Source organism: Prosthecobacter sp. (assembly GCF_029946185.1).
Taxonomy (GTDB): domain Bacteria; phylum Verrucomicrobiota; class Verrucomicrobiia; order Verrucomicrobiales; family Verrucomicrobiaceae; genus Prosthecobacter.
On sequence record NZ_JAQSEA010000278.1, the window covers coordinates 1 to 13,130 of the forward strand.

General features: G+C 59.0%; 13 protein-coding genes. 4 read left to right on the forward strand and 9 right to left on the reverse strand.

Going from position 1 to position 13,130, the window contains the following annotated elements; translation table 11 throughout:
* From PSV43_RS22545 to PSV43_RS22560, 4 genes are all read right to left on the reverse strand, one after another.
* Positions 1 to 1,298 (reverse strand): aspartate aminotransferase family protein (locus PSV43_RS22545; RefSeq protein WP_300203092.1); only part of this gene is annotated, 1,298 nt, incomplete at its 3' end.
* Between the two features lie 20 nt (positions 1,299 to 1,318).
* On the reverse strand, positions 1,319 to 1,627 hold the full coding sequence (locus tag PSV43_RS22550; RefSeq protein WP_300203094.1) for a Dabb family protein: 309 nt from the start codon (positions 1,625 to 1,627) through the stop codon (positions 1,319 to 1,321).
* Positions 1,628 to 1,741: 114 nt separating this feature from the next.
* On the reverse strand, positions 1,742 to 2,059 hold the full coding sequence (locus PSV43_RS22555; RefSeq protein WP_300203096.1) for an HNH endonuclease signature motif containing protein: 318 nt from the start codon (positions 2,057 to 2,059) through the stop codon (positions 1,742 to 1,744).
* An 89-nt stretch (positions 2,060 to 2,148) separates the two neighbouring features.
* On the reverse strand, positions 2,149 to 2,427 hold the full coding sequence (locus tag PSV43_RS22560) for a hypothetical protein (RefSeq protein ID WP_300203098.1): 279 nt from the start codon (positions 2,425 to 2,427) through the stop codon (positions 2,149 to 2,151).
* 386 nt (positions 2,428 to 2,813) lie between these two features.
* Between PSV43_RS22560 and tatA the strand changes: the two genes are divergently transcribed.
* Both tatA and PSV43_RS22570 read left to right on the forward strand, forming a co-directional pair.
* Positions 2,814 to 3,077, forward strand: coding sequence for a twin-arginine translocase TatA/TatE family subunit (gene tatA / locus PSV43_RS22565; protein WP_300203100.1), 264 nt, complete (start codon positions 2,814 to 2,816; stop codon positions 3,075 to 3,077).
* A gap of 18 nt (positions 3,078 to 3,095) precedes the next feature.
* Complete coding sequence (locus PSV43_RS22570) at positions 3,096 to 4,019, forward strand: endonuclease/exonuclease/phosphatase family protein (RefSeq protein WP_300203102.1); 924 nt, start codon at positions 3,096 to 3,098, stop codon at positions 4,017 to 4,019.
* Positions 4,020 to 4,096: 77 nt separating this feature from the next.
* On the opposite strand, the gene PSV43_RS22575 is transcribed toward PSV43_RS22570, so the two are convergent.
* A complete protein-coding gene (locus PSV43_RS22575) occupies positions 4,097 to 5,149 on the reverse strand; it encodes a hypothetical protein (protein WP_300203105.1) in 1,053 nt (350 codons plus the stop codon).
* A 118-nt stretch (positions 5,150 to 5,267) separates the two neighbouring features.
* On the opposite strand from PSV43_RS22575, the gene glsA reads away from it, so the two are divergent.
* Positions 5,268 to 7,085, forward strand: coding sequence for a glutaminase A (glsA, locus tag PSV43_RS22580; protein WP_300203107.1), 1,818 nt, complete (start codon positions 5,268 to 5,270; stop codon positions 7,083 to 7,085).
* A 5-nt stretch (positions 7,086 to 7,090) separates the two neighbouring features.
* Here the strand turns inward: glsA and PSV43_RS22585 are convergent, their stop codons facing one another.
* Positions 7,091 to 8,164, reverse strand: coding sequence for a hypothetical protein (locus tag PSV43_RS22585; RefSeq protein ID WP_300203110.1), 1,074 nt, complete (start codon positions 8,162 to 8,164; stop codon positions 7,091 to 7,093).
* Between the two features lie 316 nt (positions 8,165 to 8,480).
* Between PSV43_RS22585 and PSV43_RS22590 the strand changes: the two genes are divergently transcribed.
* Positions 8,481 to 9,881: an MBL fold metallo-hydrolase gene (locus tag PSV43_RS22590; RefSeq protein WP_300203112.1), complete on the forward strand. Its 1,401-nt coding sequence runs from the start codon at positions 8,481 to 8,483 to the stop codon at positions 9,879 to 9,881.
* A gap of 152 nt (positions 9,882 to 10,033) precedes the next feature.
* Here the strand turns inward: PSV43_RS22590 and PSV43_RS22595 are convergent, their stop codons facing one another.
* The 3 genes from PSV43_RS22595 to PSV43_RS22605 form a co-directional block, all read right to left on the reverse strand.
* A complete protein-coding gene (locus PSV43_RS22595; protein ID WP_300203115.1) occupies positions 10,034 to 10,735 on the reverse strand; it encodes a hypothetical protein in 702 nt (233 codons plus the stop codon).
* Positions 10,736 to 10,774: 39 nt separating this feature from the next.
* Positions 10,775 to 11,521 carry a Bax inhibitor-1/YccA family protein gene (locus PSV43_RS22600; RefSeq protein ID WP_300203118.1) on the reverse strand — a complete coding sequence of 249 codons (747 nt, stop codon included), beginning with the start codon at positions 11,519 to 11,521 and terminating at the stop codon, positions 10,775 to 10,777.
* Between the two features lie 205 nt (positions 11,522 to 11,726).
* Positions 11,727 to 13,130, reverse strand: a 1,404-nt coding sequence (locus tag PSV43_RS22605; RefSeq protein ID WP_300203120.1) for a CTP synthase, incomplete at its 5' end; no start/stop codon positions are given.

Sequence of the window (13,130 nt, forward strand, 5' to 3'; positions counted from 1 at the left end):
GCAGCCCGTTGCAGCGCTTCATCAATGTCCGCCTGCGTATGCGCGAGACTGATAAACCACAGCCCGCGCTCGATCGCTCGCACGCCCTCTTCCAGCAAGCAGCGGCGCAGATGCGCCCAGCGCGGCGCATCCTGACGCAAAGCGTAGTCGCGGTAGTTCGTGATCTCCCCTTCAGGCGCACCCGGCTTGAGCATGGTGGAATGAAACACCAGACCAGGCCCCTGCGGCCGCAGCGGGATGTTATGCTCCGCTGCCAGTTTGCTCAAACCAGCCATCAACTGCTCGCCCAGCGCGATCGCGCCGGCAGGATGTTTGTCCCCCAGCGCGATCACTTCATCCAGGCACCACTTAGCCGCAGCAAGGCAGAGCGGATTCGCATTCAAAGTACCCGCATGCACCACCTCGCCGCTGATGATCTTGGCAAACATCTCCTTCTTGCCCGCGAGAGCCGCAAACGGCACCCCACCCCCGATGGCCTTGCCCAGAATCGTCAAATCAGGCGTGAATCCGTAATACGTCTGCGCACAGCCCGCGCCAAAGCGGAAGCCCGTGATGGTTTCATCCGCAATCATGACGATGCCGTTCTCATCGCACAATTCACGAATCGTAGCGAGCATGCCGTTCGCGGCAGGCATGCAGCCCGTGTTGCACAGCACCGGCTCAAAGATGATCGCGGCGATCTGATCGTGATGCTCCGCCACCCGCTGACGCAGATGCGCAGGATCATTCCAGCGCGCCACCACAAACGTGCTCAGCACCTCCGGGATCACCCCCTTGCTAGGGTGCAGTCGCGTCGGGTCATCCTCCGTCCCCCATTGGTCAGCCGGCGGCGCGTAGCCCACCAGGCCTTCATCTCCCCAGCCATGGTAATGCCCTTCAAACTTCAAAATCATCGACCTGCCCGTATGCGCACGTGCCAGCCGCAGCGCCGAGAGCACCACCTCCGTGGCGCTGTTGTTGAAGCGCACGCGTTCCGCACCCGGGATCATCTTCTGCAGCCTCTCCGCCACATCAATCTCCAGCTCACTCTGCGCCGCCCAGTGCGTCCCCTTATGCGCCTGCGTGCCGATGGCATCCGCCATTCCTTCCGGCGCGTGACCGTAGAGGATCGCCCCCTGCCCGATCTGGAAATCAATGTACTCATTGCCATCGACATCAAACAAGCGCGAGCCTTTGCCGTGGTCAAAATACAGAGGCACCGGCGCCTCCATCTTGCGGATGCCACTGTTGACGCCGCCAGCGATGCTGCCTTGCGCACGCGCGAAAAGCTCGGCGGATTTAGGGAAGGTGTAGGACATGAATTTAAAGGAAGAGAATCTTAGTGCAGCGGTGAACTGTCATAGATCACCACACGTTCCCAGAACGGCTTGCACACATCCACAAAGCGCAGGTGCTTCGGACACTCTTTCTGGTAAAAATCATGGTCCGCCATGTTTTTGAAATGCAGCGTCAGCGAGTAGCTGAAGGAGTGGTCCGTCACCGGCCGCTTTTCCGTCTCCGCCGGCTTGCCCACAAAAGCATGCACGAGGTAGTCGATCTCAAGCAGGTGCATCAGCTCCGTCTCGAAAGTGGTCAGTTGTTCCGCAGAAAGGTCAGGCTTGAGCCAAAAATAAACGTTGTGAATCATGGTGAACTCATTGGTACGCCGTCAGCACGCCTCTGCAATCGCCAAACTCTGGTTCCTGCATTGGACCAGCCGGTGGAGTGTGGTAGTTCCATGCATAGAAATTCCAAATACGCTTCAGTCGAATCGCACTTCTTCCTCCAGCAGACTCTCTCTTAAAGCCACTGCCTCGGCATCATTGATGCCCAGAACCTGAATCGTCGCCCGTGCCTTCGGGGTTTTGCCAAACAGCCAGGCCCCGCGCCATTCGAACTGCGACGGCCATTCATCCTCGCGTGGATGGAACAACGGCGTGATGCCCCCGCTTACCGGATCGATTCCCGCGATGTTCGGCCCTTTCGCGGAATTGCAGGGGTAACAGGAAAAAGCAAGATTCGATTCCTGCGTGGGACCGAGATGCTTCTGTGCGATGATGTGGTCCAGTTGAAACGGCAACTCCGCCACCACCTCAGGCAGGTGTCAGTACTCACAGCGGCCCGCGCCGCGTTCGCGCACGATACGGGCGGAGGCTAGATCAGGCCGGCTCACGCAGCATTAAGCGATTTCAGTGACAGCCGTGCGCGTGATTTCACCAATTCCAAAAAGCGGCCCACATGGCGGTAGCCCTCCATCTCACGCTGTTCATCCGCTGTCATCTCACCCGTGCCCGCTTTTTCAGCCAGTTCCGTCGCCCGGTTCAAGTCCGCCGGTGAAAATGACAACGCCAGAATGGATTGCGCCGCCTCAGCAGACCAGCCAGCACGCTGCGGGTCCACCACGCGACGCAGCAGTTCTCCTTCCGTATTGGGAAAGGTCGTTATCATATGGGAATATGCCAGTCAGCAGCAAAGGTGGCAAGCGGGAGATTGCTTGGGGGGATGGCAGCAGAGGAACCTTCCGCGCAAAACTTAGCGCAATGCGAAACGAACAGACCAGCGGAGCGCTCAAGCCAATCATTAGGCAGAGCATGCACACCAACACTCCAGCGATTTCAATTGCCAATGAAAGCCTCTCCCCCAGCAACAAAATCACCGAAATCACCAAATTCCTGCTAACCCCGCACCTCATGCGGCGTTAAATAGCATTGAAGACATCACCATGGCGTTCCAGCCCCGGTCGTTTTCACTCCGCGCAAAGGACCATGGCCCCACTGGGAACGACTTAAAGTCCGCGTTGCACGTCACCACGAACAATGCAAAACTATACCCATATGAACCCCTCATCCATCCTCGCTATCGGACCTCTCGGCACGCCCGAGATGATCATCATCGGCATTCTCATTCTCGTGCTCTTCGGCGCGAAAAAGCTCCCCACCTTCGCCCGCAGCCTCGGCAAGAGCATGGGCGAGTTCAAGAAGGCCCGCACGGAGTTCGAAAACGAACTCCACAACGCCCAGGAAGAAGTCGAGCGCCCGAAAATCCAGACTCCCCCGGCAGAAAAGCGCCAGCCTGTGGCCAACGTCGAAGACATCTAGTCGCATCCATCCGCTGGCATGCTGCCACCTTCACAGTTCACGCGGCGGGTCTTGGGACCCGCCGTTTTTTTTGCCCTGGCGGCGCTGCTGTCTGCCGCCGAGCCGCAGCGCCTCACCTTCTGCTCCTACAATCTGAAAAACTGGCTGACCATGGAGCGGTCCATCGGCAGGCCCGCCACCCCCAAGCCCGAAAACGAGCGCGCTCAAGTGGTGAAAATGCTCGCCGCCATCCACCCCGACATCCTCGGCATCTGTGAGATCGGCACCGCCGACGATCTGGCGGAACTGCAACACCACCTGCAAAAGGCGGGCGTGGACCTCCCCTACACCGAACTCGCGCATGGTGGCGATCCATCACGCCGTCTCGCCCTGCTCTCGCGACTGCCCATCAAGGCACGCAACTCGCAGACCACGCTCTCCTATCAAATCGGCGCACAAACCCTGCCGTTTCAGCGCGGCATTCTCGATGTCACCATAGCCATCACGCCCACCTTTGACCTCCATCTGCTCGGCGTGCATCTCAAGTCCATGCGTACGACTCCCGAGGCTGACCAAGCCGAGATGCGCCGCAACGAGGCTCGGCTCCTCCGCCTCCACATCGACTCAATCTTTGCCCGCGAGCCCTCTGCCTGCATCCTGGCCTACGGCGACTTCAACGCCCACCGCAACGAACCCTCCCTCGCGGAAATCATGGGCAGCCCCCGCACCGCCGACACCGCCCTGCGCGACGTCCTCCTCCGCGATGAAAACGGCGAGGTCTGGACGCATTTCTGGGACACGACAGACACCTACTCTCGCCTCGACTACTGCTTCACCAGCCGCCTGCTCCGCCCCCACATCGACACCCGCAATTCCTTCGTCCACTCCGACCGCGACTTTTACAAAGCCAGCGATCACCGCCCCCTCGTGCTCAAGATCAGCCCCGAGCCGATTTTGAAATAACGAAGGTCAAATGCGCCATCACATCCTCGGTTTCATGGACTTGAAACTTTAAACCTGAAACTTTAAACGGCTCCGAGTTACTGCCTCACAATCTTCAACACCCGGTTGTTGTAACTGTCCGTGATGTAAAGATCCCCCGTGTCCGGCTTGATGGTGACGCCATGCGGGCGTGAAAGCTGACACTGCCGTGGATCACCGCCCACTCCAGCACTGCCCTGCTTGCCCGTGCCCGCAATGCGCTCCATCATACCCGTCGTTGGAACATAGCGGCGCACCAGATGCGCCTCCGCATCAGCGATGATGACGCTGTCGTCCTTGTCCACGCACAGATGCTTGGGCCCGTTCATCGTCGCTTCCAGCGCCGGGCCGCCGTCCCCTTCTCCACCCTTCTTGCCACTGGCGTTCACCACCGTGCGAATGTGCCCGGTTTTATCCACCACACGCAGCGCGTTACCCCCACGCTCAAGGATATAAACATTCCCCTGCCGGTCAGGTGCCACCGCACGTGGATCAGACAGCGGCGCATCCACCGCCACCGCACCGTCCTCAGGTTTGCCCTTCTTGCCGTTGCCCGCGATCACCCGGCTCTGATGCGTCACCAGATCAAGCTCATGCACCTGACGCAAGTCCGCGATGTAGAGCTTCGTGCCCTCAAAATTCAGCGTAATGCAGTACGGCCCGCTCCCCTTCTCCTTCCCCGCCGCTGCCCGCCAGCCTTCCAACGGCGACACGATGCGCGCCTTCACATCCACCACCCGCACGCGCCCATTCCATGTGTCCGCAATCAGCACTTTGTCATCCGGCAGGATCGCCAGATTGTGCGGCCCATTGAACTGCGCACGGATCGCCTGCCCGCCATCGCCACTGTCGCCAGGTTTCAGTTGCCCCGCCACATGCTGGATCGTCCCGCCGCCATCCACCTGCAGCAGCCGGTTGCCCGACACCATCTCGATGATCCACATGTGCCCGCCCGAATCAAACGCCGTGCCAAACGGTTCCTTCAGCTCCGCATCCGTCGCCGCAATGTTATCGGCATCCTGCGTGCCGCCGCCAGCGACGAGCACGATTTGATCCGCGTGAGCGATGAAAGGCAAGAACAGGGCGAGGAAGCAGGAGCGGGGTGAAATCATGGTGGTATAGAGGGATACTTGATGAAACGCTGATTTTTTCCAAACGATATTCGCTCACTTAAAAGCACCCATTTTCAGAATTTTACCCATTCGGCACGGTGACTGCTTTAGCATGAGGATGCTCTCTCCCATCCAAGAGTACGTCGAACAATTGTATTCTCGCTACGCGTCCAGCATGGACGGCCAGGTGGCGGATTATATCCCAGAACTGGCCAAGGCCGACCCGCGCTGCTTTGGCATCTGCATCGCCACGCGTGACGGACACGTCTATGAAGTGGGGGATACCCGCCAGCCCTTCACCATTCAGTCCATCTCCAAAGCCCTCGTTTACGGCCTTGCGCTGGAGGACCGCGGTGAGGAGCACGTCTTGTCACGCATCGGCGTGGAGCCCTCAGGCGAAGCCTTCAATGCCATCAGCCTCAAGGAAGGTACAGGGGCGCCGTTCAATCCCATGATCAACGCCGGTGCCATCGCCACCGCCGGCCAGATTCTGAAAAAGGACGGCAAAAGCCGTATTGACCGCGTGGTGGAATATCTCAGCGGCTTTGCCGGGCGGGATCTGGACATCAACCAGTCCGTCTATCGCAGTGAAAGCGAGACCGGTCACCGCAACCGCGCCATCGGCTGGCTGCTCCGCAATTTTGGCATCCTCGATGAAGACCCGGATGAAACCTTGGAAACCTACTTCCAGCAATGCTCCGTGGAAGTCACCTGCCGGGATCTGGCCTTGATGGGGGCCACTCTCGCCAACCAAGGCATTCAGCCCGTCACACGCAAACGCGCCATCGCAGCCGAATACGTGGACAATGTCCTCGGCGTCATGGCCACCTGCGGCATGTATGACTGGTCCGGGGAATGGATCTACCGCGTGGGCCTCCCCGCCAAAAGCGGCGTGGGCGGAGGCATCCTCGCCGTCCTGCCCGGCCAGTTGGGCATCGGCATTTTCTCCCCTCCATTGGACAAGCAGGGCAACAGTGATCGCGGTATCAAAGTCTGCATGGATCTCTCGCGTGAACTCGCCCTTCACATGATGAATCCCACCGCCACTCCGCGCTCTGCCATCCGCCTGAAATACCATGGCGGTGAGGTCGTCTCCCGGCGCCGGCTGCCCCCTCAGGCACGTGAACTGCTGCGTGCAAACGGCTCCATGATTCAAATCATGGAACTCCAGGGCGGCCTCACCTTCACCACCATCGAGCCCGTGATTCGTCTCGCTACCGCTCTTGGGGCAGACTGCAGGCACATCATTTTTGACCTCCGCGCGGTCGTCAGTGCCAATTCAGTCAGCCTCATCCTCCTCGCAAATCTCGGCCCCCGCCTGGCATCCCTCGGTGTACGCGTGCTCTTCTGCCAGCCCGCCAAGTTCATGACAGCACTGCGCGCCGTCGGCATCGCCGAGGCCGACATCTTCACCACCATGGATGCCGCATTGGAGCATTGTGAAGATTCGCTCTTGCTGGAAGTTACCGGCGTTTCCTGGCGGCCTCACATGCCCTTGAGCCTCAAATCCTGCACCCTGTTTCGCCAGTGTTCGACCGAAGACATCGCCTTTCTTGAGCAGGAACTCCCCCGGCGTCATTACACCGGCGATCAATCCATCATCAACTGCGGAGACCTCGCCGCTGAAATGTTTGTCATCGTCAGCGGCACGGTGGAGGTGCAGATCCGCACGGAAGATCAAACCCGCAAACGCATTGACGTCCTCACCGCCGGAATGACCGTCGGCGAGATGGCGTTTCTGGACAGTTCGGCACGCTCAGCGGATGTCGTCGCCCTTGAGTCCGTCGAATGCGTCGTCATTTCCAAAGCCTGGTTCGATGCATTGAATGAACGCAATCCAGCGCTGAAGATCACCATGCTGCAGGAAATGACGCATGAAATCGCCGACCGCCTGCGGCAGGCAAATCTCTCGATCTCCGCGTTTCACCGTTCGTAGCAGTGCTACTTCCTCTTCAGCAACCGCACCCGATGCGCCTCACTGTCGCCTATATACACCGTGCCGTCTGCATCGCAGAAGATGCCATGCAGCCGCGCCATCTTGCATTGCAGCGGATCACCATCCGGCCCGTCGCCCTTCTCACCCGTTCCCGCGATGAGTTCAAGGTTGCCCGTCTTCGCATCAATCATCCGCACGCTGTGGCTTTCGGTATCCGCCAGCCACGCATTGCCCTCCGCATCGATCGCCACCCCCTTCGGCCCGCTCAGCGTCGCCAGCTTCGCCGGACCACCATTGCCAGCGAAGCCCTTGGCCCCGGTTCCAGCAATGTGATGTATCTTCCCCGCCTTGAGGTCGAATTTGAAGACCTGATTCCCCTCGCGCGTCACCAGCCACAGATTCCCCGCCTTGTCAAAATCCAGTGAGCGCGGCCCCTTCAGCGGCGTCCCCACAATCGGTGCTCCATCCGGCGTCGCACCCGGCTTCCCCGTCCCCGCAAACGTGCTGATCGTTCCGCTCTGCATGTCGATCTTCCGAATCACGTTGTTGCCGATGTCGCACACATACAGGCTGCCATCCGGACCAAACTGAATGCTGTGCGGCTGCTTGAACTGCGCCTGTGCCGCCTGTCCACCATCGCCGCTGTAGCCTGCCACTCCCGTACCCGCGAACGTCGTGATGACCTTCGTTTTCATGTCCACCTTGCGCACCACATGATTCGTCATATCGACGATATAGAGATCGCCCTTCGCATCAAACCGCAGCTCATGCGGAAGATTAAACGTCGCCTCCAATGCCGGACCACCATCGCCGCTGTATCCCTTCTTTCCCGTGCCCGCGATGGTGCTGATCGTCCCATCCGCAGCCACACGGCGAATGCGCTGGCCCGTGTACTCGCAGAACCAGATCGCCCCATCCGGCCCGCGCGTGACGCCAAAGGGATTGTCGATCTGCGCCGCAGTCGCAGGCCCGCCATCACCACTGCCGCCTTTGCTGCCATTTCCGGCAAAGGTGGAGATGGTCCACTCAGCAGCAGTGGCAGATTGAACAAGGAGAGCGAGGGTGAGAAGTAGGCGCATGATTGGAAATGGGAACGATGAAGGACTGCGAGGAAAATGCCAAGCAAGAAATCTATACGCAATCAGTCCGCCGTTTCAGAGACTCAATTCAGCATGCCAGCCAAAATCCGCCCACCAACCCCGCTCGGCAGTCACTCAGGCAGTCAATGCAGCACCACAAAATGAAGGAAGCCTCAAGCCTCTTTAAATGTCGATGCCTGACAATAAAAAGATGGCTTTGCAATCGCACGCCAGACTAAATTCGCTGTGCTGCATACACCCGCACGTTCATTGATCCAACGCTGCGCTTCGGACAATACCCACCCCCCAGCCAACCATGAAACTGACCTTCTGCGGTGCCGCCGGCACCACCACCGGCTCCAAGCATCTCATCACCGTCAACGGTCAGCGCATTCTCCTGGACTGCGGCCTGTACCAAGGCAGACGCAGCGAGGCCTTCGAGCGCAATCGCGACTTCCCTTTCAATCCAGAGGAAATCAACGTCGTCGTCCTCTCCCACGCGCACATCGACCACAGCGGCAATCTCCCCCACCTCTGCAAACGCGGCTTCACCGGCAACATCTTCGCCACCCCCGCCACCCGCGATCTCTGCAGCATCATGCTCCCGGACGCCGCGCACATTCACGAGTCCGACATCAACTGGCTCAACCGTCACCGCAAGCAGGACAGCCTGCCACTGCTGGAACTCTGCTACTCCATGGAAGATGCAGAGCGCTGCATGCGGCAGTTTGTATCCGTAGGCTACCACCGCCCCATGATCATCGCCGACGGCGTCACCATGACCTTCATCGACGCCGGCCACGTCCTCGGCTCTGCACAGGTCGTCCTCGACATCGACGACCGCGAGACCGGCAAAAAATCCCGCCTGCTCTTCTCCGGCGACATCGGCCGCCCCAACAATGACCTCCTCGCAGATCCCGAACCCTGCGAGAACGTCGATCACATCATCATGGAGAGCACCTATGGCGGGCGGCACCATGAACTCGCCACGGATTCCACCGACCACATCTGCCAGATCATCCGCCGCATCCTCCAGCAGAAAGGCAAGCTCATCATCCCCGCCTTTGCGCTCGAGCGCACCCAGCAGCTCCTCTACACCCTCGATCAACTGCGCCATGAGGGTTGCCTCCCCCTGATCCCCACCTTTGTGGACAGCCCCTTGGCGGTGAAGGCCACCGAAATCTTCCGCCTGCACGTCGATGAACTCAAGCCCTCCGTCCATGAAGCCGCCTTCATGCGCGCAGACCCCTTCGGCTTCGAAGGCCTGCAGCTCGTGCGCGATGTCAACGAATCCAAGAGCCTCAACAAGCTCAAAGGCGCCGCCATCATCATCTCCGCCTCCGGCATGGCCGAATCCGGCCGCATCCTCCACCACCTGCGCAACAACGTCGGCAACGATCACAACATCATCCTCTTCGTCGGCTACTGCGCACAAAACACCCTCGGCTGGAAGCTGCGCGAAGGCCACAAGCACGTGAAAATCCTCGGCGACGACTTCCAAGTAAACGCCGACATTGAGATCCTCGACTCCTTTTCCGGCCACGCCGACCACAACGAGCTCCTCGGCTGGTTTGACCGCGTCCAGGGCCCAAAAAGCAACATCTTCCTCGTCCACGGCGAACCCGACCGCGCCACCGCCCTCAAAGCCGCATTGGATGCGAAACACATCCAAGGCAGCGTCAAGATCGCAGTCATGAACCAAGCCGTGCAGCTCTAAGTAAAGTACTCATGAGCTTCAGCTCGTTCTGGAAGGGTCTGTAGCATTGCCAGCCCCTTCGCAATCCTGCCACGAAAAAAGGACATCTCCGGAATAGGCGCAAAGTTCCCCCCAGAAAGTACGACCACGAATCAACCCTCTGCAACCCTCACTCAGTTGTCCCCGCTCCTGAACAAGCGCTTGAAGAAATGCCCGACCTCAAGACCCGTGTCCCCGGTCCACTCCCAGGCATTACGGGCAGCACGCCTCACGTTCTCAGCAGCACGCTCGCCCTTGCCATCGTGATCCAGCTCAGAAACCGGCGCACCGGGCACATTGCTGGACAGACCATTGTTCCACTGCTGATGAATCACCGCGCCGGTTTCGGCGGAGATCACAATGAAACCCACTTCACGGCCATCAGTGCCATTCACCGCCACTCCCCATTGTGGGGCACCCGTGGTCGAATCAGAAGCCAGTTGGTAGGAGGCGGTCACGAAGTTGGTTTTAGCCAGCATCGAATTCCGCTGTGCAATTCTGAGCACGTCCAACGCACGAAATCTGATTCGGTTAAATGCGATTGGCTGCGGCGGCACGCGGCCCAGCAGCTTGGGACCGGCCCCCGTAGCCTTGGGGGCCCATGCACCGTTGACCACGGTAAGAGAAGCCCGCACCAGTTCCCCCGGGCGGAAGGGATCACGCGCAAAAACGGACCATTGCAGCGGTTCGGCAGCGCTGGCGCCGGATTGCATCAGAAGAATTCCCTCGGCGGTGGCTGCACCGTATTCCTGATCAATGACCGTGGCAATTTCAGGATTGGCGTGGCTCAGCGTAGCGCTGGCAAGAAGAAGGCTGAACAAGAGGGTGGTTTTCATAAATCGGGACAGGTTGGAGTTTGCTAAACAAGACATTGTTCAATCGCGGCTGCGCAGCTTGCCCAGCAGACGCAAAATTTCAAAGTACAGCCAGACCAAAGTAACCAGCAGGCCGAAAGCGGCATACCATTCCATATACTTCGGCGCACCGGCTGCACAGCCGTTTTCGATGAAGTCAAAATCGAGCACAAGGTTCAGCGCGGCGATCACCACCACGAAGCCGGAGAAAGCGATTCCGACCCAGCCGTTGCCAAACAAACCGGGAATCTGGATGCCAAACATGCCGAGCACTATCGTGGCGAGGTAAAAGATCGCGATACCCCCGGTGGCCGCAAAAATACCCAGTTTGAAATTCTCCGTCGGCTTGATCATCCCCGTCGAATAAGCAGCGAGCAGCGCAAACAAAATGCCGCAGGTCAGCATCACAGCGGTGAGGACGATTCCGCCAAACGCCTTCTCATACATCGCGGAGACAATGCCGACGATGACGCCATTGCTCAGCGCATACAACGGCGCCAGCACAGGTGCGGTCTTAGGCTTGAAGGAAATGATCAGCACAAGGGCCAATGGAACAATCCACCCAAAGGTCAGCGCGGAGCCGAACCATGCCGGAGCACTCCCGTCCATGAGAATCTTCCAGCTCCAACTCGCCGAGGTGACCAGCAGCAGCGTGAGGATCGCCGTTTTGAGAACCGTGCCGTTGAGCGTCATCACCCCATCAGCCGGATTCCCCGAACGTGTGTTTTCAAAAACTCTGTCGTTAAGCGTAGGATTCGAGGAGCGCATGATTTTCGAGTGCTAAGGTCAGCCCCAAACTACAAGCCGCCCCATAGGTTGGTCAATCGCCCTCTTTGACCCAATTCCCCCAATTCGATCATCCACCACACACTCTCTCATCACCTAGCGTCAACAGTTTGATGAGGACAGCTGTCCCACGACGGAACGCCTTGACTGCTTGACTGCTTGACTGCTTGCCCACCTTGACCGCCCCCTAACCCACCTCATTCACCACCGCATGGTGCTCCATAGCCGCTTTGACAAAGCCAAAGAACAGCGGATGCGGATTGTTCGGCTTGGAGAGGAACTCGGGATGGAACTGGCAGCCGACGAAGAACGGATGCGCAGGCAGTTCGATGATTTCCGCCAGATCACCCTTCGGTGACGTACCAGAGATCAGCATGCCCTTCTGCTCCATGATCTCCTTGTAGTCGGAGTTGAACTCGAAACGATGCCGGTGGCGCTCAGTGATGGTGGCGCTGCGGTAGAGTTCGAAGGCCTTGCTTTCAGGAACCAGATCCGTCACCCAGGAGCCCAGCCGCATCGTGCCACCGAGCTGCTTCACTTTCTTCTGCTCCTCCATGAGGCTGATGACCGGATGCGCAGTGCTCTTGTCAAACTCGGTGCTCGTAGCACCCACAAGACCACAGACATTGCGGGCAAACTCAATCACAGCAATCTGCATCCCCAGGCAAATGCCAAAGTAGGGAATGCCTTTTTCACGGGCGTAGCGCGCAGCCGCCACTTTTCCTTCCGTACCACGATCTCCAAAGCCACCAGGAATGAGGATTCCCTGCAAACCGGTGAGATAGAGCTCAGCCCCGGCTTTTTCGATGCTCTCCGCATCCACGCGGATGATGTCCACCTTGCAGTCGTGGGAAGCCCCTGCATGCGTGAGCGATTCGTAGATGCTCTTGTAGGCGTCCTGCAGTTCGATGTATTTGCCCACCACACCGATGCGCACGTGGTGCGTGGGGTGGATGACACGCTGCACAAAGTTGCGCCAGCGGCTGAGGTCAGGCTGTGGAGTAGTCAGATTAAGCAGGCGGCACACGTTGTCGTCCATCCGCTCTTCATGCAGCTTCAGCGGCACCTCATAAATCGTGTGCTTCACATCGCGCACTTCGACGACCGCCTCGATGGGAACGTTGCCGAACAAGGAAATTTTTTCGCGCACATCGAGATCCAGCGGATGCTCGGTACGACAGAGAATGATGTGCGGGGCGATGCCGATCTCGCGCAGCTTCGCGATGCTCTGCTGCGTGGGCTTCGTCTTCAGCTCCTGCGCCGCCTTGATGTACGGCACCAGCGTCGCATGGATGTAGAGCACATTGCCTGGGCCCACCTCATGCCCAAACTGACGAATGGCCTCCAGGAAGGGCAGACCTTCAATGTCACCCACGGTGCCGCCGATTTCGGTGATGATGACGTCTCCGCCCATCTTATCCGCGACCTCGTGCATGCGGGCCTTGATCTCATTGGTGACGTGCGGGATCACCTGCACCGTCCTCCCTTGGTATTTGCCTGCGCGTTCCTTGTCCAGCACGCTCTGGTACACCTGGCCGGAAGTCAGGTTGTTAAGCCGCGAGAGGTTCGTGTGCGTTAAGCGCTCGTAATG